The organism is Sphaerisporangium album (assembly GCF_003323745.1).
GTDB lineage: Bacteria > Actinomycetota > Actinomycetes > Streptosporangiales > Streptosporangiaceae > Sphaerisporangium > Sphaerisporangium album.
The window spans coordinates 1-23,067 of record NZ_QOIL01000009.1 but is presented as its reverse complement, the minus strand read 5'-3'; the positions used below and the strand labels follow the sequence as shown (position 1 = coordinate 23,067).

At 70.2% G+C, this 23,067-nt stretch carries 21 protein-coding genes; 8 read left to right on the top strand and 13 right to left on the bottom strand.

The window, feature by feature from the left end:
* Nucleotides 1-31: 31 nt before the first annotated feature.
* Both DQ384_RS17015 and DQ384_RS17010 read left to right on the top strand, forming a co-directional pair.
* Nucleotides 32-1,516, top strand: a complete 1,485-nt coding sequence (locus DQ384_RS17015; protein ID WP_220182988.1) for an ABC transporter permease — start codon at nt 32-34, stop codon at nt 1,514-1,516.
* Nucleotides 1,513-2,565: an ABC transporter ATP-binding protein gene (locus DQ384_RS17010; RefSeq protein ID WP_114029818.1), complete on the top strand. Its 1,053-nt coding sequence runs from the start codon at nt 1,513-1,515 to the stop codon at nt 2,563-2,565. The genes DQ384_RS17015 and DQ384_RS17010 overlap by 4 nt, the downstream gene beginning before the upstream one ends.
* Nucleotides 2,566-2,568: 3 nt before the next feature.
* Here DQ384_RS17010 and DQ384_RS17005 read toward each other — a convergent pair whose 3' ends face one another.
* From DQ384_RS17005 to DQ384_RS16995, 3 genes are read right to left on the bottom strand one after another with little or no spacing between them, the layout of a single operon-like run.
* Nucleotides 2,569-3,465, bottom strand: coding sequence for a carbohydrate ABC transporter permease (locus DQ384_RS17005; protein ID WP_114029817.1), 897 nt, complete (start codon nt 3,463-3,465; stop codon nt 2,569-2,571).
* A 2-nt stretch (nt 3,466-3,467) separates the two neighbouring features.
* Nucleotides 3,468-4,394 (bottom strand): carbohydrate ABC transporter permease, encoded by a 927-nt coding sequence (locus DQ384_RS17000; protein ID WP_245966548.1) that lies wholly within the window; start codon nt 4,392-4,394, stop codon nt 3,468-3,470.
* Nucleotides 4,391-5,746 carry an extracellular solute-binding protein gene (locus DQ384_RS16995; RefSeq protein ID WP_245966547.1) on the bottom strand — a complete coding sequence of 452 codons (1,356 nt, stop codon included), beginning with the start codon at nt 5,744-5,746 and terminating at the stop codon, nt 4,391-4,393. The genes DQ384_RS17000 and DQ384_RS16995 overlap by 4 nt, the downstream gene beginning before the upstream one ends.
* Before the next feature lie 355 nt (nt 5,747-6,101).
* Between DQ384_RS16995 and DQ384_RS16990 the strand changes: the two genes are divergently transcribed.
* From DQ384_RS16990 to DQ384_RS16980, 3 genes are all read left to right on the top strand, one after another.
* Nucleotides 6,102-8,552 carry a glycoside hydrolase family 3 N-terminal domain-containing protein gene (locus DQ384_RS16990; protein ID WP_114029815.1) on the top strand — a complete coding sequence of 817 codons (2,451 nt, stop codon included), beginning with the start codon at nt 6,102-6,104 and terminating at the stop codon, nt 8,550-8,552.
* Entirely contained in the window at nt 8,536-9,594 is a 1,059-nt protein-coding gene (locus DQ384_RS16985) for a LacI family DNA-binding transcriptional regulator (RefSeq protein ID WP_114029814.1), read from the top strand. The genes DQ384_RS16990 and DQ384_RS16985 overlap by 17 nt, the downstream gene beginning before the upstream one ends.
* Nucleotides 9,595-9,727: 133 nt before the next feature.
* On the top strand, nt 9,728-10,441 hold the full coding sequence (locus tag DQ384_RS16980; protein WP_147268807.1) for a COG1361 family protein: 714 nt from the start codon (nt 9,728-9,730) through the stop codon (nt 10,439-10,441).
* Here the strand turns inward: DQ384_RS16980 and DQ384_RS16975 are convergent, their stop codons facing one another.
* From DQ384_RS16975 to DQ384_RS16960, 5 genes are all read right to left on the bottom strand, one after another.
* The gene (locus tag DQ384_RS16975) at nt 10,442-10,876 is read right to left on the bottom strand and encodes a hypothetical protein (RefSeq protein ID WP_114029812.1); all 435 of its coding nucleotides are present in this window, start codon (nt 10,874-10,876) and stop codon (nt 10,442-10,444) included.
* A gap of 297 nt (nt 10,877-11,173) precedes the next feature.
* Entirely contained in the window at nt 11,174-11,587 is a 414-nt protein-coding gene (locus tag DQ384_RS42210; protein ID WP_147268806.1) for a response regulator transcription factor, read from the bottom strand.
* Complete coding sequence (locus DQ384_RS16970) at nt 11,584-11,826, bottom strand: hypothetical protein (protein ID WP_114029811.1); 243 nt, start codon at nt 11,824-11,826, stop codon at nt 11,584-11,586. Before DQ384_RS16970 ends, DQ384_RS42210 begins: the two co-directional genes overlap by 4 nt.
* Nucleotides 11,827-11,873: 47 nt before the next feature.
* Nucleotides 11,874-12,413 carry a hypothetical protein gene (locus DQ384_RS16965; protein ID WP_147268805.1) on the bottom strand — a complete coding sequence of 180 codons (540 nt, stop codon included), beginning with the start codon at nt 12,411-12,413 and terminating at the stop codon, nt 11,874-11,876.
* Complete coding sequence (locus tag DQ384_RS16960) at nt 12,410-12,700, bottom strand: hypothetical protein (RefSeq protein ID WP_114029809.1); 291 nt, start codon at nt 12,698-12,700, stop codon at nt 12,410-12,412. The genes DQ384_RS16965 and DQ384_RS16960 overlap by 4 nt, the downstream gene beginning before the upstream one ends.
* A 578-nt stretch (nt 12,701-13,278) precedes the next feature.
* Between DQ384_RS16960 and DQ384_RS16950 the strand changes: the two genes are divergently transcribed.
* Both DQ384_RS16950 and DQ384_RS16945 read left to right on the top strand, forming a co-directional pair.
* A complete protein-coding gene (locus DQ384_RS16950; protein WP_114029807.1) occupies nt 13,279-14,625 on the top strand; it encodes a helix-turn-helix domain-containing protein in 1,347 nt (448 codons plus the stop codon).
* A 659-nt stretch (nt 14,626-15,284) separates the two neighbouring features.
* Nucleotides 15,285-16,091, top strand: coding sequence for a sporulation protein (locus tag DQ384_RS16945; protein ID WP_245966546.1), 807 nt, complete (start codon nt 15,285-15,287; stop codon nt 16,089-16,091).
* A 178-nt stretch (nt 16,092-16,269) separates the two neighbouring features.
* Here DQ384_RS16945 and DQ384_RS16940 read toward each other — a convergent pair whose 3' ends face one another.
* The 5 genes from DQ384_RS16940 to DQ384_RS16920 all read right to left on the bottom strand — a co-directional run bounded on the left by DQ384_RS16940 (nt 16,270) and on the right by DQ384_RS16920 (nt 22,152).
* Nucleotides 16,270-17,541: a cytochrome P450 gene (locus DQ384_RS16940; RefSeq protein ID WP_114029805.1), complete on the bottom strand. Its 1,272-nt coding sequence runs from the start codon at nt 17,539-17,541 to the stop codon at nt 16,270-16,272.
* Nucleotide 17,542: 1 nt separating this feature from the next.
* The gene (locus DQ384_RS16935; protein WP_114029804.1) at nt 17,543-17,743 is read right to left on the bottom strand and encodes a ferredoxin; all 201 of its coding nucleotides are present in this window, start codon (nt 17,741-17,743) and stop codon (nt 17,543-17,545) included.
* A complete protein-coding gene (locus DQ384_RS16930) occupies nt 17,740-18,357 on the bottom strand; it encodes a TetR family transcriptional regulator (protein WP_114029803.1) in 618 nt (205 codons plus the stop codon). Before DQ384_RS16930 ends, DQ384_RS16935 begins: the two co-directional genes overlap by 4 nt.
* A 115-nt stretch (nt 18,358-18,472) precedes the next feature.
* The gene (locus DQ384_RS16925) at nt 18,473-20,353 is read right to left on the bottom strand and encodes an ABC transporter ATP-binding protein (RefSeq protein ID WP_114029802.1); all 1,881 of its coding nucleotides are present in this window, start codon (nt 20,351-20,353) and stop codon (nt 18,473-18,475) included.
* Nucleotides 20,350-22,152, bottom strand: coding sequence for an ABC transporter ATP-binding protein (locus DQ384_RS16920; protein ID WP_114029801.1), 1,803 nt, complete (start codon nt 22,150-22,152; stop codon nt 20,350-20,352). The genes DQ384_RS16925 and DQ384_RS16920 overlap by 4 nt, the downstream gene beginning before the upstream one ends.
* 594 nt (nt 22,153-22,746) lie before the next feature.
* Here DQ384_RS16920 and DQ384_RS16915 point away from each other — a divergent pair.
* Nucleotides 22,747-23,067, top strand: a 321-nt coding sequence (locus DQ384_RS16915) for an endo-1,4-beta-xylanase (protein WP_147268804.1), incomplete at its 3' end; no start/stop codon positions are given.

Sequence of the window (23,067 nt, the reverse complement as noted above, 5' to 3'; positions counted from 1 at the left end):
AGACGGGGCGTACCCTCCGCTCCTGCTCGCCGTGTGCGGGGCCGTCGCCCTCGTCACCGCCGTCCCGCTGCTGTTCGTCGTCGGCTACGCCGTGAGCGTCGGCTGGGACGAGGCGTGGCGGCTGATCGTGCGCCCGCGCGTGGGCGAGCTGCTCGTCAACACCACCGAGCTCACGCTGGGCTGCATGCTCCTGTGCGCCGTGCTCGGCTCGGCCGCGGCATGGCTGGTGCACCGCACCGACCTGCCGGGCCGCAAGGTCTGGCACGTACTGCTCGCCGCGCCGCTGGCGGTCCCCGCGTTCGTGACGAGCTTCGGCTGGGTCTCCGTCACCGGCGCGGTCGAGGGCTACGGCGGCGCCCTGCTCATCGTGACCCTGGCCTACTATCCCCTGGTGTACCTGCCCGTGGCCGCGACCCTGCGGGGCCTGGACCCGGCGCTGGAGGAGACCGCTCGCTCGCTGGGGCTCGGCTCGTGGGCCGTCTTCGCCCGCGTCGTGCTGCCGCAGCTTCGCCCGGCCGTGCTCGGCGGTGCGCTGCTCGTCGGGCTGCACCTGCTGGCCGAGTTCGGCGCCCTGCAGATGCTGCGCTTCCCGACGTTCACCACGGCGATCTACGACCAGTACCGCTCCGCCTACGACGCCCAGGCCGCCAACATGCTGGCCGGCGTGCTGGTGGCGTGCTGCGCGGTGCTGCTGTTCGCCGAGCTGCGGCTGCGGGGCCGCCGCCGGTACGCCCGCCTCGGCTCGGGCGCCGCCCGGATCGCCCCGCCGGCCCGCCTCGGCCTGTGGTCGGCGCCCGCGCTGCTCGCCGTGCTCGGCGTCGTCGCGCTCGCGCTCGGCGTCCCGCTGGCCAGCCTGGCGCACTGGCTGTGGGTCGGCGCCTCGACCGCGTTCCCGATCGAGACCCTGCTGCGGACGACGGGTACGGCGCTGGGGCTCGGCGTGATGGCCGCGCTGGTCACGACGGCGTGCGCGCTGCCGGTGGCGTGGCTGGCGGTCCGCCACCGCGGCCGGGTCGCCAGCACGCTGGAGCGCAGCACCTACATCGGCAACTCCCTGCCCGGCATCGTGGTCGCGCTGGCGCTGATCACGGTGTCCATCCGCTTCGTCCAACCGGCGTACCAGACCACGGGGCTGCTGCTCGCCGCGTACATGATCATGTTCCTGCCGCGGGCGCTGGTGAGCGTCCGCGCGGCCATCGCCCAGGCGCAGCCGGTCCTCGACGACGTCGCGCACTCGCTGGGCGCCGGCACGGTCGCGACGCTGCGCCGGGTGACCCTGCCGCTGGTGGCGCCGGGCGTCGCCGCAGGCGCGGCGCTGGTGTTCCTGGCGGTCGTCACCGAACTGACCGCCACCCTGCTGCTGTCGCCCACGGGCACGCACACGCTGGCCACCCAGTTCTGGAGCGAGGTCCGCGACGTGGACTACGGCGCCGCCGCCCCGTACGCCGTGCTCATGGTGCTGATCTCTGCGCCGGCCACCTACCTGCTCACCGCGACCGCGAGGAGGTCCACATGACAGGCCTGACCATCCGCGGGCTCACCAAGAACTTCGGCGCGGTGGCCGCGCTGGCGGGCGTCGACCTCGACGTGCCCGCGCGCAGCCTGACCGCGATCCTGGGTCCGTCCGGCTGCGGAAAGACGACGCTGCTGCGCCTCGTCGCCGGCTTCACCACGCCCGACGCCGGTACGATCCGCTTCGGCGACCGGCTGGTGTCCGAGCCGCACACGGCCGTTCCGCCCCAGCGGCGCCGCATCGGGTACGTGCCGCAGGAAGGCGCCCTGTTCCCGCACCTGCGCGTCGCCGACAACATCACCTTCGCGCTTCCCCGCGCCGCCCGCCGGTCGCGGGACCGCCTGGCCGAGCTGCTCGACCTGGTGGAGCTGGACGCCTCCACCGCCGACCGGTACCCGCACGAGCTGTCGGGAGGCCAGCAGCAACGCGTCGCGCTCGCCCGGGCGCTGGCCCCGGATCCCTCGATCGTCCTGCTCGACGAGCCGTTCTCCTCGCTGGACGCGAACCTGCGCCTGTCGACCGGGCGGACGGTCGCGCAGGCGCTGCACGCCGCGGGCGCGACGGCGATCCTCGTCACCCACGACCAGGACGAGGCGCTGTCGCTCGCCGACCAGGTCGCCGTCATGCGCGCGGGCCACCTGGTGCAGGTCGGCCCGCCCGGCACGGTGTACGCCACCCCCGCCGACCCCGCGGTGGCGCGTTTCGTCGGCGACGCGGTACTGCTGCCGGCCGTCATCACCGGCCGGACGGCGCGGTGCGCGCTCGGCACGGTGACGGTCCGCGACGGTTCGGCCGACGGGCGGGCCCAGGTGCTGATCCGCCCCGAACAGATCGAGATCCTCGACGGCGGCCCCGGTGTGCCCGCCACCGTCGGCGCGGTGACCTACTTCGGCCACGACGCCACCGTCACCATGACGCTCCAGCCGGACGGCCCGGACATCACCGCCCGCGTCACCGGCACCCGCACCCCTCATCCGGGCAGCAGCGTCCACCTCACCGTCAACGGCCCGGCCACCGCCTTCCCCGCCCTGGCGAGCACGGCGTCGTCCTGAGGGTCACTTGCCGAAGCCGGCGGTCAGGCCGCTGAGCAACTGGCGGCGGCCGAGCACGTACAGGACCAGGATGGGCAGCGTGGTCAGCATGACGGAGGCGAGCACGGCGGGCACGTTCACGCTGTACTGCCCCTGGAAGCTCCACAGCGCGAGCGGCAGCGTGCGCTTCTCGGGGCTCTGGGTGAGGATCAGCGGCAGCAGGAACCCGTTCCAGATCGTCAGCGCGTTGTAGATCGTCACCGTCACCACGGCCGGCCGGGTCAGCGGAAAGGCCAGGCGCCAGAGCGTCATCGTCTCGGTCGCGCCGTCCAGCCGCATCGACTCGAACAGCTCCTTGGGCACGTCGCGGATGAAGTTGGCCAGGACCAGCACCGACAGCGGGATCGCGAACGCCATCGACGGGAGGATCAGCGCCGTCAGCGAGTCGTAGAGGCGCAGCCGGATGATGATCAGGTAGATCGGGATGATCGTCGCCTGCAACGGGATGGCCAGGCCCATGAGGAACAGCGAGTTCACCGCGCGCAGGAAGCGGCCGGCGCGGCCCCGGACGATGGCGTACGCCGCCATGAACGCGAACGCGACCGCCGGGACGACCGCGCCGACGGTGACGATGAGGCTGTTGAGGAAGTACAGCGGGAAGTCGGACTCGATGACCAGCTTGTAGTTGGCGAGGGTCGGCTCGCCGGGCGGCGCCAGCGGGTTGGTCGCGTAGTAGGTGCTCTGCGACTTGAAGCTGGTGATGACGATCCAGTAGATCGGCACGACCACGACCACCAGCCACAGCCAGCCCGCGGCGCCACCCAGCCAGTTCGGGCGCTCGCCCCTCGGGCGCGGCGGGCGCCGGTGGGTCCTGGAGGACGCGGCGGCCCGGTCGAGCCCCGTCGTGTGCGTCACGCCCATGGTCAGGCCCCTTCCAACTGGCTGGCGCCGGTGTCGCGCCCGCCGAGCCGGCGCAGGAACAGCGCCAGGGCGAGGCCCACGAGGACGAGGATGACGGCGATGGCGCTGGCCGGCCCCATGAGGTTGGCCTGGAACCCGCGCTTGTACATGTCCAGCGCGAGCACCCGGGTCGCGTCGCCGGGACCGCCCGCGGTCAGCACGAAGATCAGGTCGAAGAAGGTAAGGGAGCCGACGACCATGAGGGTGGAGGACGTGATGATCGTGTACTTGAGCTGCGGCAGCGTGATGCTGAAGAACTTGCGCACGCGGCCCGCGCCGTCGATCTCGGCCGCCTCGTACATGGTCCGCGGGATCTGCCGCACGCCGCCCTGGTAGATCAGCGAGTGGAACGGGATGAACTGCCACGACACCACGAAGATCACGACGCTGAACGCGAGGACGGGCTCGCCCAGCCAGTCCTGGGTGAGGAGCCCGATGTGCAGGCCGGCGCCGAGCCCGAAGTTCGGGTCGAGCAGCGCCTTGTAGGTGATGGCGATGGCGGCGGAGCTGAGCAGCAGCGGGATGAAGTACAGCACCGCCAGCACCGCGCGGTAGCGCTGGTGCCCGGCCAGGAACACCCCGATCAGGATGCTGGCCGGCGTCTGCACCGCCCACGAGGCGGCCATCACCAGGAACGTCACCCACAGCGCGTGCGGCAGGCCGGGGTCGGCGAGCACGGCACGCCAGCTCGTGAGCCCGGAGATCTGGATCTCCCCCAGCCCGTCCCAGGACGTGAAGCTGAGGAGCAGGACCCCGATGAGCGGGATCACCCCGAAGGCGACGAACACCGCCAGGGCCGGCACGGCCAGCCACGGGAGGACGCCGTCGCGGGCGCCTCTCGTGGCGGTCGGCGGCGTCCCCCTGCGGCCGGAGGGCGCGAACGCGGTCACTTGCCGATGACCGCGTTCATGTTCGACGCGAACTGCTGCGGCGAGATCGAGAGCTGGAACAGCTTGGCGATGTTGTCCAGCAGCACCTCGGCCGCGGTCGGGCTGAGCGCCTGGTCCCAGGACTGGGCGAACGACGTGGCGTTGCTGGCGATGCCGTAGACGAACTTCAGGAAGTCGGCGTCCTTGGAGGAGGCGAACGAGCTGTCGGCGCCCTTGACGATCGGCACCGCGCCGGTGTCGGCCCACTCCTTCGCTTCCTGGTCGGTGAGCACACCGGTGGCGAAGAACTTCTTGGCGATCTCCTTCTGCTCGGGCGTCGCCTTGGAGGAGATCGACAGGTACTGGCCGGGGTTGCCGACGGTGTTGCTCGGGTCGCCCTTGCCGCCCTCGACCGGCGGGAAGTTCATGTAGCCGAGGTGGCCGCCGGAGACGAAGTCGCCGCCGTCGGTGGACATGCCGCCGTACGTCCAGCCGCCGTGCAGCATCATCGCGGCCTTGCCGGTGTACAGCAGCGCCTGGTCGGCGTTGGAGTCGGCCGTGATCGAGGAGAAGCCCTTGATGAAGCCGTTCGCCTTGATGAGCTCCTGCATCTTGGTCAGGCCGTCGATGGCGGCGGGGTTGTTCCAGGCGTCCTTCTCGGCGTCGAACACGGCCTGGAACACCTCGGGGCCGCCGATGCGGTCGAAGAGGAACTCCAGCCACATCATGTTCGTCCAGCGGGACTGGCCGCCGAGGGAGAACGGGGCGATGCCGGCGGCGTTGAACTTGGGGACCAGGGCCATGATGTCGCCCCAGGACTGCGGGGGCTCCGCGCCGACCTTCTCGAAGACCGTCTTGTTGTAGTAGAGGACGATGGGCTGCACGGTCTCGCACGGCATCGCGTAGATCTTGCCGTCGATCGTCGCCGCGCCGAAGGAGGACGGGAACAGCCGGTCCTTCACGGCGGCGTTCTCGCCGAACCACGAGGTGAGGTCCTCGACCTGGCCCGCCTGCACGTACGTGCGCAGCGTGCCGCCGCCCCAGCCCCAGATGATGGTGGGCGCCTGGCCCGCGCCGATCGCCGTCTTGATCTTCGTCTTGTACGCGTCGTTCTGGAAGGCCGTCCCGGTGATCTGGCCGCCGGGGTTGGCCTTGTTGAACCGCTCGACCGCCCTGGCGCGCACGCCCTCCTGCGGCTGGACCGACAGGTACCAGTAGGTGGCGTTGCCCGCGCCGCCCCCGCCGCCCCCCGCGCTCCCGGTCGCGCTGGGCTTGGCCGGGCCGGAGGTGCCGCAGGCCGCTAACGCGGCGCCCACGGGGATGCCCATGGAGAGACTGAGGAAGGTGCGGCGAGAAGGTGTCCTGGATTCCACGCTGATCTCCGTATGTTGAATGCCGAGGCCGTCGCGGCTCCATGTGAAACATCAGAGGTGGTGGCCGGCGGTCGTGGAGCAGCACCTACCGGTCCCCGCGTCCGCTCCTCCTCGGGCTCGGATTGTCGAAACATTTTCGAAACAGGCCGCGTGGCACGCCAATTTAGGTTTCCCCTACGTACCTGTCAAGGGTGGTCTCGGACTCTCGTCAACGCCTGATGAGGGGCGTGTAAGGTACGCTGCGTAGGGGTTTCAGCTGCTGATCTTCCGAGATCCGGGGTCGTCGGCGAAGCCGCTGCCAAGCACCGAAATGTTTCGGATAGTTGCGGAACAGGTTCTTTCTTGAGGAGAGCAGATGACAGATCCGACCTCTGCGGCCGACCAGAAGCTCCGGCCGTGGCAGGACCCGGCACTCTCCGTGTCCGACCGGGTCGACGCCCTCCTCGGGGAGCTGACCCTGGAAGAGAAAATCGGGCAGCTCGGCAGCCGTTGGATCGGCAACGACATGCCGTTCGAGCAGAACGACGAGCCCGCCGACGAGACCGCGGGCCAGCTGAACGTCGCCCCGATGCAGGACGTCTTCGCGGCCTCGGGCGCGGTGCCCTTCGACGTGGCGATCCGCCACGGGCTCGGCCACCTGACGCGGGTGTTCGGCAGCGCTCCCGTGACCGCGGCGGAGGGCGCCGCGGAGGTCGTGCGGCTGCAGTCCGAGGTGGTGAAGAACTCCCGGCTCGGCATTCCGGCCGTCGTCCACGAGGAGTGCCTGACCGGCTTCACCACCTACGGCGCGACCGTCTACCCGGCGGCCATCGCCTGGGGCGCGACGTTCGACCCGGACCTGGTGGAGCGCATGGCCGCCGCCATCGGGCGGGACATGCGCGCCGTGGGCGTCCACCAGGGCCTGTCGCCGGTGCTGGACGTCGTGCGCGACTACCGCTGGGGTCGCGTCGAGGAGACCATGGGCGAAGACCCGTACCTGGTCGCGATGCTCGGCGCGGCCTACGTCCGCGGCCTGCAGAGCGCCGGGATCATCGCCACGCTCAAGCACTTCGCCGGGTACTCCGCCTCCCGGGCGGCCCGCAACCACGGTCCGGTGCCCATGGGGCGGCGCGAGCTGATGGACATGATCCTGCCGACCTTCGAGACCGCCATCGTCGAGGCCGGCGCGCGGTCGGTCATGAACTCCTACTCCGACGTGGACGGCGTGCCCGCCGGGGCCGACTCCTGGCTGCTGACCGACCTGCTGCGCGACGAGTGGGGGTTCACCGGGACGGTCGTGTCGGACTACTGGGCGGTCCCGTTCCTCGCGACGATGCACCAGGTCGCCGCGGACACCGACGAGGCCGGGGTGCTGGCCCTGACCGCGGGCATCGACGTCGAGCTGCCCGACACGCTCGGCTACGGCGGCCACCTGGTCGAGCGCGTACGGCGGGGCGAGCTGCCGGAGTCCCTCGTGGACCGGGCCGCCCGCCGCCTACTCACGCAGAAGGTGGAGCTCGGGCTGCTCGACCCGGACTGGACGCCGGAGAAGTCGGTGGCCGGGGCGGGGGCCGTCGACCTGGATTCGCCGGACAACCGGGCGCTGGCCCGCGAGCTGGCCGAGCGGTCGATCATCCTGCTCGACGCGGGCACCGCGCTGCCGCTGCTCGGCGAGGGGCGTCCTGAGCCGCGCCGGGTCGCCGTGGTCGGGCCGTGCGCCGACGACCCGCGCACGTTCATGGGCTGCTACGCCTTCCCCAACCACGTGCTGCCCCGTCACCCGGGGCTCGGGCTCGGCGTGGACGCGCCCAGCCTGCTCGACGCGCTGCGGCACGAGCTGCCCGGCGCCGAGCTGGTCCACGAGCGCGGGTGCGAGGTGTCGGGCGACGACCGCTCCGGCTTCGCCGCCGCGCTCCGGGCGGCCCGCGAGTCCGACCTGTGCGTCGCCGTCGTCGGCGACCTGGCCGGGCTGTTCGGGCAGGGCACCTCCGGCGAGGGCTGCGACGCCGAGGACCTGCGCCTGCCCGGCGTGCAGGAGCACCTGCTGACCGAGCTGGCCGCCACGGGCACGCCGGTCGTGGTGGTCGTCGTCTCCGGCCGCCCGTACGCGCTCGGCGCGGTGTCCGGCGGGGCCGCCGCGCTCGTCCAGGCGTTCATGCCCGGCGAGGAGGGCGGGGCGGCCATCGCCGGAGTCCTGTCCGGCCGCGTGCAGCCCAGCGGGAAGCTGCCGGTGCAGGTCCCGCGCGTCCCCGGCGGGCAGCCGGGCACCTACCTGCAACCGCCGCTCGGCTCCAACAGCCACGGCATCAGCAACCTGGACCCGAGCCCGCTGTTCCCTTTCGGCCACGGCTCCTCGTACACCACCTTCGAGGTCGGCGACCTGCATGTCGGTGACGCCGAGGTGCCCACCGACGGCGAGTTCACCGTGTCCGTGCGCGTGCGCAACACCGGCGGCCGGGCGGGCGAGGAGGTCGTCCAGCTCTACCTGCACGACGTGCTCGCCCAGGTCACCCGGCCGGTGCTCCAGCTCGCCGGTTTCACCCGGGTCCGGCTGGAGCCCGGCGCGAGCGCGCGGGTGACGTTCACCGTCTCGGCCGACCGCACGGCGTTCACGGGGCGCGACCTGCGGCGCGTCGTCGAGCCGGGGGACATCGAGGTGTTCGCGGGCACGTCGGCGTCGAACCTGCCGTGCCGGGGCCGCGTACGATTGACCGGCCCCCTGCGCCACGTCGGCCGCGGCCGGCGGCTGGTCACGCCCGTGGACGTGGAACCGGCGCCGGGCTCGGGCGCCGCACACCGGGGGGGATCAGATGCCGGCGAGTCGTAGACGGGCCACCCTGGCCACGGTCGCGGCCTCGGCGGGCGTGTCGGTCGCGACCGTGTCGAAGGTGCTCAACGGCCGCAGCGACGTCTCCGCGGCCACCCGCTCCCTCGTCGAGTCGTTGCTGCGGCAGCACAACTACGTCGCGTCGGCGCAGCGCCGGGGGGAGGGGGCCGCGCTCGACACGGTCGAGATCGAGCTCGACGCCGACCTGAACGCGTACTCGACCGAGATCGTCCAGGGCGCGGTGCGGGCCGGGGCCGAGCTGGACGCGGCGATCGTGGTGAGCATCCGGACGAACGCCGACCGCTCGGGAGCGTGGGCGCGCGGCCTCGTCACGGCCGGGCGGCGGGCGCTGATCGCCGTCACGGGCGACCTGACCGCGGGGCAGCTCGCCGCCCTGTCCCGCGCGCAGCTTCCCCTGGTCGTGATCGACCCGCTGAACCTCCCGCAGGCCGAGGTCACCAGCGTCGGCTCGACGAACTTCGCCGGGGGCCTGGCCGCGACACAGCACCTGCTCGCGCTCGGGCACCGGCGCATCGCCTACCTCGGCGGCCCGGCCACCGCCGCCTGCAACCAGGCCCGGATGCACGGCTACCGCGCCGCCATGGAGGCCGCGGGCGCCCCCGTTCCTCCTGGCCACGTGCGGACGGGGCACTTCCACTACCAGGACGGCGTGGCGGGCGGCGCGGCCCTGTTCGACCTGCCGGAGGTGCCCACGGCCATCTTCGCGGGCTGCGACGAGATCGCGCTCGGCGTCATGGAGGCCGCGCGGGCGCGGGGGTTACGCGTGCCGGAGGACCTCAGCATCGTGGGCTTCGACGACACGCAGGTCGCCCGCATGGCCTCGCCCCCGCTGACCACCGTGCGCCAGCCGCTGCGCGAGATGGGCGGCGTCGCGGTGCGCACGGCGCTGCGCCTGGCGGCCGGGGAGCGGGTCGACTCCCACCACGTCGAGCTCGCCACCGAACTGGTCGTCCGCGGCTCCACCGCCCCCGCCTCGCTGGGCCTGGGCTCCACCGCGCCCGCCTCCCCGGGCCTGGGCTGAGCCGTTCCTCATCGCCGGGCTCTCGCTCTCGCCCTCTTCCTGACCGGGTGACGAAATCCTGCAACTGGCTGTATGCCCCCTCTGCACCCCTTACGATCGGCGATCGGCCGGTCATCGATCGTAAGGAGGGGTTATGTCACCAGACCCGGGTGGACCTGCGTGGACCGACATCGTCACAACGATCGTCACGGTGGTTGCTGTGGGAGTTGCCCTGTGGGCGGCGTGGAAGGCCAGCCGGCAGGCGGACATGGCTGCGGACTCGGCACGGTTCGCGGGAACGCAAGCCGACGCCGCCAAGGAGCAGGTCGCCGTTGGGAAAGACCAACTAGATGTCGCCTCGCGGCAGCTCGAACTCGAGGTGGCGATCCGCCGAGAGCAACAGGAACCCCACGTTGTAGTCGACATCGTTCCATCACCACACGCCATCAAGGTGTTCATTCTAGTGATCGAGAACATAGGCCCCACGGTCGCTCGCAACGTACGCATCGCGTTCGAACCGCCGATTGAGCGAGCAGCGGAGAGGAATCCTCACCAGCATGTGCTGCGCAACTCTCGAATCTTCACCGAGGGCATCTCTCATATGCCCCCCGGACGTCGTATCGAGCTGCTCTTCGACCAGACGCCTGAACGCCATGATGCCCAGCTTCCGATGCAGTACGCGGCCACCGTGGACGCCGAATGGACTGGTGGCCGCGTCGAGACCATGACCTACAACATCGACCTTTCGATCTACTACGACGTCACCTTTCATGGCGTGCGGAACCTGCATGACGGCGTGGAGGTGCTCGAGAAGGTCAAGAAGGAGCTCGACGAGATCAAGAAAAAGATGCCGGCGCCGCCTGGCTAATCAATCACTGCGGATCGTGATGAGCCCTGATGTACCTCCCGTACGGCCGTCATCGCCGACGTGGTGGCCGCGCTGAAGGCTGGCAAACGCCCGACCGGACGTGGTGGCGCACTCGCCATTCATGGACGCGTACGTGCGCAAGATCGCCGGGGAGAACGGCATCGAGCCCGCTAAGAAGGGCAAGGGCGCCTGACCGGAGGCTGCGGACTTGCCTCTGGGAGGAGTGCCCACTGTGGCGAAGCCCAGAGGGTCGACGATCGCCGCTGCCAGCGTCTCGTCCTTGTCCAACTGTCTGAAGGTCCCCTTGGCGGACAACAGTTCTTTGGCCAACGTCGTCTTGCCGACCTGGCGGGGACCACCGACGATGACAACACGGTACGCGCTGAGCGCGCGCTCGATCCGAGCTCTCAACTGTCGTGGGATCTGGTCTGACATGCCGCTGACCTCGCAAACCTTAATTTCGCGGTCGCCCTGGTAGGCAGTTTGCCAGAGGTCTGGTAGTCATTTCGCGGTTCTCCCGGTAGTCATTTTGACGATCTTGATCGTGTCGATCGCGGGTGATGTGCGCTACCCCAAGGCGCGAAGGGCGCGGCCCTCGTCCACTCCCTGGACCCGCCCGAGCTCACCCGCGCTCTCAAGGCGGCCACCCGAGCCCTGATCCGCGAACTGCACGCCACGGATCCCGGCCTCGCCGAGTCCCTGGAGAAGCCGTTGCTCAACCTGACGGCGATCTCATAAGGCGGCCCGGGGGCCGTCCCGCGTGGTATCTGGTGGAGGTGGCTCGGCGGGGTGTGCGTGCAAGAGCGCGGTGTCGACGGCGTTACGCAGTTCGGGGAAGCGGTCCAGGTGGTTTCTTACGGTTATAGGGCTTTCGTGTAATTGGCTGGCTGCTTGACGGGTGGACAGGCCGGCGGCGAGCAGTGGGGGGAGTCGGGGATGCCAGCTGGTGTCAGGAGGGGGGCCGTGCAGGCGGCGAGCGCGGTGGGCTCTGGCCTTGCCGTGGAACGTCCGATCGGCGTGGAAGTGCTTGTTGAGAGTGGCCGGGCTCACGCCCAGCTTTTCCACGGCGGCTTTGAACGTCAGTCCGGCTTTCACCAGGCGCAGGAACTCCGCATGCCAGGTGGTGTCGCGGCGGCGGGCCATCATCGGGCACGTCCGAGGAGGAGCTGTTCCCACAGGTCGGCGATCTGCGCGTACCGCAGGCGAGGGCTCTGGACGGTCGTGTGGCCGGGGTCCGTGCGCTCGATGTAGCCCTGGCCGCCCGCCGTGATCAGGTAGTACACCACTGGCCTGCACTCACAGGTCCAGCGCAGCACGCGCCGCCGGTCCTCGGCCTGCGTCGCGGGTTGCCAGTCGATCGGCGCCGAGCTGGAGTCCGGCTCCATCACATGAAACCCGTGGCCCGCTGAGCCCTCCGTCGGTTTGAGTGGGGTCATGATTGTCCGTCCCGGCTCGCGCGGCCGGTGACGACCACGGCACAGTCCTGGCACATCCGCACGCCCGGCATCCAGATGACCCGCGACCTGGCGATGTCCGCGACGGTCGCGAGGACGCCGCACGCGGCGGCGGCCTCGCTCCGAGGGACGGCGCCGGGCCACGGCACGGCATGCTCGGCGAGGGAGCCGGTGACCAGCGCCACGGCGTACAACTGCCGGGCGCGGAACCGGCCGGCGTCCGGCCGACCGGTGCGCAGTGGGTCGGTGTGCGCTGGATCGGTGTTCGGCCGGCCGGTCTGCGCTCCGTGGGGGTTCGGCCGGTCACTGTTCGGCCGGTCATCGTATGGCCGGTCGAGGTCGAGCGTGTCGCCCGCGCTCTCCGGCCGTTCCCGCGTGCGTTGCCCGGTGGTGGGCGGGAAGTAGCCGCCCACCGAGATCCACGCACCCGGCCCGAAGCCGTACGGATCACGGATATCAGGGCTAAGGGACTCTGCGGCCTTGGCTGGTTCGGGCGTGTTCTGGTCCGGGGTCGTCATGCCACCCACGCCCATCCCCGGTTGAGCCCTGCCAGTGGACCCAGCTCGGCCTCGCGCATCAGCTCCCGGAGTTCTTCCACCGTGGCGGCTTCGACTCGCAAGGGCGACGGCGCGTTCCAGACGGCGATGGCGACGAATCTGCGGATGCCGACCCCGTACATGACGAACCAGGCGGGTTCCATCTGGTCGACCTGGCAGGCCGCCGCCTGCTTGGCCAGATCCCACCGCCGAGGCTCCACCCGGACGACCGGCCCCCCGATACGGTGCCGCCCCGCTTCCCGGCTCACGCCGCCTCCTCAGACCAGTACGCCGGGGTGCCGCACGGCTCGCGCTGATACGGCCCACGTGGGCCGGGCGGGACCCGGTCGGGGGAGCGGCGTCCACCGGACGAAGCCGGGACCGGCAGGGGGCGCGCGTGCCTGCCGGGACGAGGTGCCATAGGTGGCTGGAGCTTCAGCGGACGTACGGGGGCCGCCGCCGGGAGCGACACGCCCAGCCCCAGGCGACGCCGGGCGTCCAGCCGGGCGCGCATCTGCGCCGGAGTCGGCTGCTCCCACTGGTGGTGACGGCGGTGGGGCAGGCTGGAGGCGTCGTGCGCGTAGGGCGGGTGCCCGCACCAACGACACCCGAGCGGCAACGGCGGCGCTTCCGCTCCCCAGCGAATGCGGATGACTCTAGGCTTCCTCACGGTCGGACCTCCACTGTCCGATCGGGACCCGTCCGGTGTTGTGAGCGCCGGGCGGGTCCGCTGTTTACGGGGATTTTGTTTGGTTGTCGATGTCATAGTGGAGGAGCTTCGGGGCGCGTCCAACGAAAACATTGATGGGGGCTTGGCCTCCATCAACCCATCACCCGGGAGTCCTTAATGCCGCGTGCGAGCGATCCGATCAAAGTGGATGAATCACCCTGGCATCTGCTCGGCGCCACACTGCGTCATTGGCGTGAGGACGTTCGCGATCTTACGCAGCGAGAATTGGCAAAAGCCGCATTTGTCGATCAAGGGGAGCTTTCGAGGTGGGAGCGTGGTCTGGCTCGCCCGCATGCCGATCACGTCAAGGGCATTGATGATGCCCTTGGGGCATGTGGCCAGATTGCGGCACTGCATGCCATCGCAATAGAGCTTGACCGTTTTAGGGCGGGTACAGTTGATTCGGATTCCTTTCCCTCAGCATGTGATGAGGTCGCCGTGGAACGCCGTACCCTTCTTCAGCTCCTGGCGATGTTCGGTGCCGGTGTTAACGTCCCGGCTTCGGCTATCGATGCCCTACATGCCGGTCTGCGGCAGGCCATAGGCGTAGCGGCCGAGAACAGTGTGGAAGATTGGGAACAGGTCGCCTGGGATTACGCGCAAGGCGTTTGGACTGAACCACCGGGTTCGCGCATCACCGACCTCGCGGGCGACATCCGGGCTCTGGAGCAGCGTCTGTCCCGGACGATGGAGGGACCGGAGCGCGCCGCTCTACTGCGGGTTTACGCGCAATTGGCGGCTTTCATGGCCATGGATCTGTCGCACGGCGCCGTTCGGATGTGCTGGCGTTCCTGGCGTGCCGCACGCTCGGCCGCCGATGCGTCCGGTGATCGTGATCTCCAGGTATGGGTGCGAGCCGAAGAGGCATCGGAATCCTTCTACCTACACCGGGCCGGGCCGGCTGCGGGCGACCTCGTTGAGGACGCCCTTCGTTTGGCGAATGGCAGACCGAGCCTGGGGCTGACAGAGGCCCTGAAGATCAGTAGTCGTATGCACGCGACCGTAGGACAGGCCGAGCAGGCTCGCGACGCGCTCGGTGCTCTTGAGCACACCTTCGAGCGGCTACCGCCCGCCGTGACCCGTGACCGGATCTCTGTCTGGGGCCAATCGCTGGACACTGTTCAGTTTGCAGAGGCGTACGTACTCATCAAGCTTGGAGACACCGAACAAGCCATGCCATTGGTCGAACAGGCTCTCGCGGCGTGCCCGCGCGAGAAAGTGGGAGGAAGGGCCAATGTGCGGCTCCTACAGGCCTGGACTCTGGTGCAGGATCGCGATGTCAATGAAGGGCTTGGGCATGCGCTCGACATCGTGAGCCCGCTTCCCGTCACGGCCGCTCGCCGCAGACTGGCGGATGAGATCCTGGACAGCCTGCCCGAGAAGGCCGCCGCCCTCCCTGCCGCCCGCGACCTCCGTGCCCTTACCGCGTCAAGGACCAACTCTCCAAAAGGTTCCGCCGCATAGTCAGCCGAGGCGGACGGTCGCTTGTAGGTCCAGGCGCACGCTCGCTGGGCTACCGAGTTGAAGAAGGTCGAGACCGCCTGGACGCGTCCGGTTTCGACCTCGCGTCGCAGGTAGTCGTGGAGATCGGTGTCCACAGTGATCGTGATCGACTTGGTGTTCATACGTTCGTCATTTTGGCTGGGGCCGGTGGATGTTCCGCAAACGATCCTACGAACGCGACTTAACGCTCCAGTTTTCCGATCTGAGACTCGGGGCTTGTGGGTAGCGGGAGTTCGAGGGCCGTGCAAACAGCCGTCCGGTTACCGTGGCAGAGTTGACCTGTTGCTCTCCGTGTCGAGTCAATGTGGTCAACCCGTAGATCCCCCAGGACAGGCGATGACGATTACCTTGGGTGAGCGGATGCGAGCCCTCAGTCCGGCGTCATGGACGCCCGGCGCGACGGAGCTCCTAGCGCGCTGCCCACCACGGAGAAGGCGCCGAACGCGTCAAGGCCGCCCTCGCACGCCCGCGCTCTGCGCCGGGAAGGCCCAGGGGTACGGAAGGCGGGCCACCACGACGCCCCGCGGGTATGTACCGGTTGAACGTGGCATGACCTGGTACTGACCGGAGCCGCCCCCGCGCACGGATCGCCGGCGCGGGGGGCCTCAGAGCGTGATGCGATGGGAGTAGTCGTGGTCTTCAAACGGATCCTGGGCGCGTTCGGTGTCGGCGCCCCGTCGGTGGACACCGTTCTCTCCGGCCCTCGGGTCGAGCCGGGAGGGGTGCTGGCCGGTGACGTGCGGCTCAAGGGCGGTGACTTCGACGCCCACATCGAGCACATCACCCTGGGCCTGGTGGCCCATGCGCAGGTCGTGCCCGAGGATGACGTGCCGCGGCCTGACGACGACGAGTTCCTCCGCGTCCAGGTCTCGGGCCCCTTCACCTTGCGCGCCGGCGAGGAGCTGGCGGTCCCCTTCGAGATCGAGATGCCGTGGGAGAGCCCCATCAGCGAGGTCCGCGGCGGGCGGCTCGCCGAGATGGCGCTCGGCGTGCGTACCGAGCTGGCCATCGCCAAGGCGGTCGACAAGGGCGATCTGGACCCGCTCGCCGTCGAGCCCCTGCCCTCCCAGATGCGCGTTCTGGAGGCGCTCCTGAGCCTGGGCTTCCAGGTCCAGGCGGCCGAGCTGGAACTCGGCTACAACTTCGGGGTGAGCCAGGAACTGCCGTTCTACCAGGTGATCGCGTTCGCCCCGCCGCCCCGGCTCGCCGAGGTCGTTGACGAGGTGGACCTCACCTTCGTGGCGGACCCCGCCGGGCTGCTGATCATCCTGGACGCCGTCGAGCACGTCGCCGGACAGTTGCCCGCCGACGCCGGCGCCCGCTTCCAGGTCGGCCACGAGGAGGCGCTGGGCACCGACTGGGACGCCGAGCTGGGCCGATGGCTGGCGGGCCTGACCGGCCACGGCGCCGCTCAGGGGGCGATCTGACCCGCGGCCTCGGCTGTCTTCGTGGCGGCGGAACCTGCTGCCGGCCGCGAAGGTGCGAGGCGACACCGCCTTCGGTTCGGTTGTGTCACGGACCTGAGCGTGCCGGCCCCCACGCTCAGTTCGCGCGGCACGGTATCGCCCGGCTGGATGGAACCCTGCCGGGCAAGGGTTCCCCGTTTCAGCGGATGCGGATCGGGAGCGTGCGCGGCCCGCGGACCTGACCGGGGGCCCAGGTCACGGCCGACGGGTCTTCCAGGCTGAAAGCCGGAATCCGCTCCAGCCAGACCTCCAGGGCCACCCGGAGCTCCATGCGCGCCAGGTGGGAACCCACGCAGCGGTGGATGCCCAGGCCGAACGCCGCGTGCCTGTTGACCTCCCGGTCGATGACGACCTCGCCCGCCCGGTCGAACTGCGCCGGGTCGCGGTTGGCCGCAGGGAACGACAGAAGGATCCAGTCGTCGGCCTTCATGTCGACGCCCCGCCAGTGCATGTCCTCCTTGACCAGCCGTGCCATCGTGACCGGCGCGTAGACCCGGAGCAGCTCCTCCATCGCCGTCGGCAGCAGCCCGGGTTCGGCGACCAGCCGCTCGCGGTCCGCCGGCGTCTTCGCCAGGTGCCACAACGACGCGCCGATCGCGCTCCACGTGGTGTCGATGCCGGCGATGAGCAGCAGGGACATGGTGCCGGCCACGTGGGACGGTTCCAGCTTCCGGCCGTAGATCTCGGCGTTCATGAGGTACGTCGTCAGGTCGTCGCGCGGGTTGTCGACGTGGTCGCGGATCTGCGCGTACAGGTAGTCGAACAGCGTTTCCATCCGCTGGATACGCTCGTCCGGCGGCCGGTTGACGCCTTCCAGCGCGTTCTCGACGAACTCGCGGAACCGCGGCCCGTCCTCAGGGGGGAACCCGAGCATGTCGGCGATGACCCGCACCGGGATGTGCTGGGCGTAGTCGTGGGCCGCGTCGACGACGTCCTGTCCCTCCATCGCGTCGATGAGCGAGTGGCAGAACGCGCGCGTCGCCTGCTCCCGCCGGGCGACCGCGGACTTGGTGAACGCGGGCAGCAGCAGCTTGCGCGCGTCGTGGTGGAACGGCGGGTCCGAGGAGATCGGCGGGGCGCCGCCGATCGGCGCCAGCTCCCGGGGCGGCCGGAAGTTGCTCATGATGATCGCGCGTGACGAGAAGCGCTCGGTGTCGTAGGCGATGGCCGAGACGTCCTCGTACCGCGTCGGCAGCCAGCCGCCCCCGAACCGGTCGGTGTGCGCGATCGGGCAGCGCTGCCGCAGGTCGTCCTGGATCGGGTACGGATCGGCGGCCCACTCCGGCTCGGTGTGGGAGAAGTCGGTCGCCCAGTCCGAGACCGGGCCGGTGATGACCTCGTTGCGCGTCCCGAGGGGGCGGTCGCTGAGCGTCTCCCGGAAGTCCCGGCTGAAGCGGTCCTCGACGGCCATGTCACGCCTCCTGGTGGATCTCGATCGCTCTTTCCGGGCAGTTGGACACGGCCAGGCGCGCGGTCTGCTCCTCGCCCGGCGGCACGACGCCGTCGCCGAGAACCCGCCCGTAACCCTCGTCGTCCTCGCCGAACAGGCCGGGGGCCAGGTCGTAGCAGCGGCCGTGTCCCTGGCATCGCTCGGGGTTGATCGTGACTCTCACTCCGGCGCCTCCCTCTGTGCTGTGGTGTCGGCAGGGGCGAAGGCGGCGCCGACACGCGTGAGCAACATGGTCCACTCCTCGTCGTCGACCGCGTGCAGGTCGGGTGTGACGAGCGCGCCGCCCATCGCGAGCAGCAGGCAGAAGTGGGCCAGCGCGCCCGGAGACAGCGCGGGATCCAGTTCGCCGCGGCTCTGGGCGACGCGCACGAGCTCGGCGAGCCGGTCCGCGCGTTCGCCGACGTAGTCCCGCATCGGCCCGGCGACGTCCTCGTCACGACGGGCCGTGACGAGCGCCTCGACGATCAGAGAGCTGGTGGCCGCGCGCCGGTGCGGGAGCCGGCGGCCCGCGGCGACCAGCAGATCGATGACCGGCCGGTGCGGGTCGGCGGCCAGCAGGTCGGCCAGCAGCCTCGGCCCGTGCGCGCGCAGCGCGGCCACGAGCAACCCCGCCTTGGAGGCGAAGTGCGCGTACAGCGCGCCGTTGCTCACCTTGGCGGCCGACGCGATGTCGGTCACACGCGTGCCGTCGTATCCCCGCTGCGCGAAGACCTCGGCGGCCGCGTGCAACAGCCGCTTGCGCGTCTCGGCGGCGGTGACGCCTGCGATCCGCCCCATATGGAAATTAAATGACCGTTCATTTGATACGTCAAGGATTGTCGTGATCTTTCCTGTGTGACCTCACCCTTGATCAGGCTGTTCCGGTCCCGGTCGTGCCGCCGGTACAGGTCGCTCACGACAGGCTGTCGAGCCAGGCGCGGTGAAGGCCGGCGTAGCGGCCGGCCTCGGCGATGAGGCGGTCCGGGGGGCCGTCCTCGACGACGCGGCCGGCGTCCATGACGAGCACCCGCTCGGCGATCTCGACGGTGGACAGGCGATGGGCGATGATCAGCGCGGTGCGGCCGGTCAGGACGGTGCGCAGGGCGCGCTGGACGAGTCGTTCGCTGGGGACGTCGAGACTGGACGTGGCCTCGTCGAGGATCACCACGGCCGGGTCGGCGAGGAAGACCCTCGCGAACGCCACGAGCTGCCGCTGCCCCGCCGACATGCGGCCGCCGCGCTTGCCGACCTGGGTCCGGTACCCGTCCGGCAGCGCCGCGATGAACTCGTGGGCGCCGATGGTCCGGGCCGCCTCCTCGATCTGGGCCGGGGTGGCGTCCGGGCGGCCGAACCTGATGTTGTCCGCCACCGTGCCGGTGAACAGGAAGTTCTCCTGGGTCACCATCACCACGGCCCGGCGCAGCGTGGCATCGTCGAGGTCGCGCAGATCGACGCCGTCGAGCAGGACGCGGCCCGCCGTCGGGTCGTAGAAACGCGCGATCAGCTTCGCCACCGTCGTCTTGCCCGCGCCGGTCGCGCCGACCAGCGCGACGATCTGCCCGGGGGGTATCTCCAGATCCAGCCGGGGCAGGACCGGCACGCCGTCGAGATAGGAGAACTCGGTCGCCTCGAACCGCACCGCGCCGCGCGGGCGCGCGAGTGGCACCGGATGGCCGGGCTCGGCCACCTCGGGCCGCTCCTCCAGCACGCCGGAGAGGTTCGAGAGCGCCGCACCGGCCGACTGGAGCGTGTTGTAGAACTGGGAGATCTCCTGCATCGGCTCGTAGAACTGCCGCAGGTACAGCAGGAACGCGGCGAGCACGCCCACCGTGACCGCGTGGTGGAGCGCGAGCCAGCCGCCGTACAGCAGGACCACCGCGACCGTGAGGTTGCCGATCAGCTTGATGCCCGGCATGAACACCGCGACGAGATACATGCCGCGCGCGCCGGCGTCACGGTAGCCGGTGTTGAGCTCCTGGAAGATCTCCTGGTTGCGCGGCTCCCTGCGGAACGCCTGGACCGCCCTGATCCCGGTCATCGACTCGACGAAATGGACGATGACCAGCGCCACCGCCTCGCGGGTCCGCCGGTAGACGATGCTCGACTCACGCCGGAACCACCGGGTGAACAGCAACAGGATCGGCAGCGGCACCAGCGCGACCGCGCCGAGCGGAACGTCCAGCACCAGGAGCAGGACCGCGGTGCCGAACATGGTGAGGACGGCGGTGACGATGCTGTCGAACCCCGACTGCAGCATCTCGGCGATCGCGTCGATGTCTGAGGTGAGCCGGGCGATGACCCGCCCCGAGGTGTACCGCTCGTGGAACGCCGGCGACAGGCGCTGGAAGTGGTCGAAGACGCGGCGGCGCAGCTCCAGCAGGATGTCCTGCCCGATCCGCCCGGATATCTGGAGGAACGCCCGACGGGTGAACGCCTGGGTGAGTGCCGCGGCCAGGATCGCCGCGACGGACGCGAGCAACGTCCCCGTGCCCTCGTGCCGCAGCATCGGGGGGATCCCGGCGTCGATGCCGACCTTCACCAGGTACGGGATCGCGAGGCCGGCCGCGTTCGAGACCACGATGACCGCGATCAGCAGGGCGATGGCCCGCCGGTGCGGGCGCAGCAGGTCGCCGAGCAGCCGCCGGGACCGCGCCCGCAGCAGCACCGACACCTTGTCCGGCAGTTCGTCCTGCTTCTCGGCGGCGACGCCACGCCAGCGTCCCGGTTCGACGGACGCGTTCGCCCGCGCGCCGTCCTGCGCGCCGTCCTGCGCATCGGTGGCCGTCCGGCTCATCGCAGCGCCTCCTCGTGGTCGAAGTCGGCGTCCTGCGCCAGGAGCTCCCGGTACTCGGGAACACGCGACAGCAGCTCCTGGTGCACGCCGAGGTGCGTGATGGTGCCGTCACGGAGCAGCGCGACCTTGTCGGCGAGCAGCACGGTGGACGCGCGGTGCGCCACGATTAGGCCGGTCGCGTCGGCGAGCACCCCGCGCAGCGCCCGCTCGACCAGAGCCTCGGTCTCGACGTCGAGGGCGGAAAGGGTGTCGTCCAGCACGAGGATCCGTGGCTTGCTGAGCACCGCGCGGGCCAGTGCGAGCCGCTGCCGCTGACCGCCCGACAGCGACATGCCCTGTTCGCCGATCCGGGTGTCGAGCCCCCACGGGAGTTCGTAGGCGAAGGTGGCCTGGGCTGTTTCGAGGGCCTCGCGCAGTTCCTCCTCGGTCGCCTCGCCCCGGCCGAGGGTGAGGTTCTCCCGCACGCTCATCGAGAACAGCGTCGGCTCCTCGAAGGCCGTGGCCACCATCGAGCGCAGCGCCGGCAGCGTCAGGTCGCGGACGTCCCGCCCGTCGATCGTGACCCGGCCCGCGGTGACGTCGGCCAGCCTCGGTACCAGCGCGGTCAGCGTCGTCTTGCCCGAACCCGTGGCCCCGACGATCGCGACCGTCTCGCCCGGCCGCACGTCCAGCGAGACGTCCCGCAGCACCGGCCGGTCTCCGCCGGGGAACCGGAAGCCGACGCCCTCGAACCGCAGGTGCCCGCGCGGCCGCTCGATCACCTCGGTGCCGCCGACGATCTCCGGCTCGGTGTCCAGCACTTCCACGACCCGGTCGGCGGAGGTCATCGCCTCCTGAGCCATCGCCAGGATGTAGCCGAGCGACGCGATCGGCCACACGAGCTGGAGCATCAGCGTGATGAAGGCCACCAGGGTGCCGAGCGTCAACGTGCCCGCACCGGCGGCCAGCGCGCCGAGCAGGAGCACCATGGCCAGGGTGACGTTGGGGATCACCTCCAGGAAGGTGAAGAAGCGGGACGCGAGCCGCACCTTGTCCATGGAGACGAGGTGGACCTTGCGCGCGGCGGCGTCGAACTCGGCGAACACGTGCGGCCTGCGCCCGAACGCCTTGATCGTACGGATCCCTAGCGCCGCCTCCTCGACGTAGGTGGCGATGTCGCCCTGCATGTCCTGCACCTGGCGGGAGATGCGGCGGTACTTCTTCTCGAACCGCAGCGACACGGCGAAGATGGGCACCGCGGCCGCCACGATGAGCAGGCCGAGCGGCCAGTACATCCGCAGCAGCAGCACGATCACGATGATCAACTGCACGATGTTCATGACGAGGAACAGCAGGCCGAACCCCGAGAACCGCCGGATGGTGGACAGGTCGGTCGTCGCGCGGGACAGCAGCTGGCCCGACTGCCAGTCGCCGTGGAAGCTCATCGGCAGCCGCTGCAGGTGCCGGTAGAGGTCGTCGCGGATCGCGGTCTCCAGCCCGAGCACCGCCTTGGTCTGCGTCCAGCGGCGTACGAAGGTCAGGAACGCCTCGGTGGTGCCGAGGGCCAGCGCGAGCAGCCCCAGGGGGAGGAGCGCGTCGCCGCGGCCGTGGCCGACCGGGCCGTCGATGATCTCCTTGCCCACCAGCGGGATCGCGACGCTGGTGGCGAGGCCCGCCATGGTGGCGAGCCAGATGACGATCAGGCGCGGGACGTAGGGGCGCAGGTAGGGCGTGAGCCGCCGCAGCGACCGAGTTCTGCCGCTACGGGGTTTCTCTGGGGGGTTGGGGGCAGGGACGGCGTCATTTCCGTCGGAAGGCATGAACGAGGGCACTCCTTACGAGTCGGCGCGGATGGGCGCGACGGACGGGGCGGAGGCGCTGAGGGGTCGCGCGAAACGGGGACGCGCGAGAAGCCCCAGGCTTCAACGTTCCAAGCCTGGTGCTCCCCGATCAACCGGTTTTGCCGGTGCGACGCTGGGGACCGCACCGGCCCTGGCATGACGGTCACGTTCCCATGGTCGAGGGGCGTTCGGCAGAGGGCGGCCCATTGGTGTCATCGGGGATCGCCGCACCTGATCGATGAGGGCGCTGTGCTGAAACTTTCATCGACCATGTCCGGCCCCGGTGCGACGAAGCCGCGAGGTTTCAGGAGGCAGGGACGGAGGTTGGAACACGGGCGAGCGGGCTGCGACGAGCGGAGTTGCCGAAAGTTTCAGGATTGCCTTGACACATTTCGGACAGGTTTCCACACTGAGTCCCCAAGCCGTTCTCCCGCCAGGCAGGTGGTGCGCGGCAGGGGGCCGCCGTCCGCGACGCCCCGGCGGTGCGCCACCCCCGGAAATGGGGCGCGGTGTCGAAGTCGCGGGGTGTCCCCGTGTTTCCGCTTTCCGTTGTTCAGTTATGGAGGCTTAGGAATGGGCGAAAATGCCACACCCCCGCCCGGAACCCGGCGACCCTTCAGCGATCTGCGCCGGGTACTGATCGCCGGCGCCCTCGGCGTACTCGGCACGATCACGGCGCTGACGATCCCCACTCCGTCCGACGCCGCGGCGAGCACGCTCGGCGCGGCGGCCGCGCAGAGCGGGCGGTACTTCGGCACCGCGATCAGCGCCGGCAAGCTCGGCGACTCGGCGTACACCACGATCGCCGGCCGCGAGTTCGACATGGTGACGGCCGAGAACGAGATGAAGATCGACGCCACCGAGCCCAACCGGGGCCAGTTCAACTTCACCAAC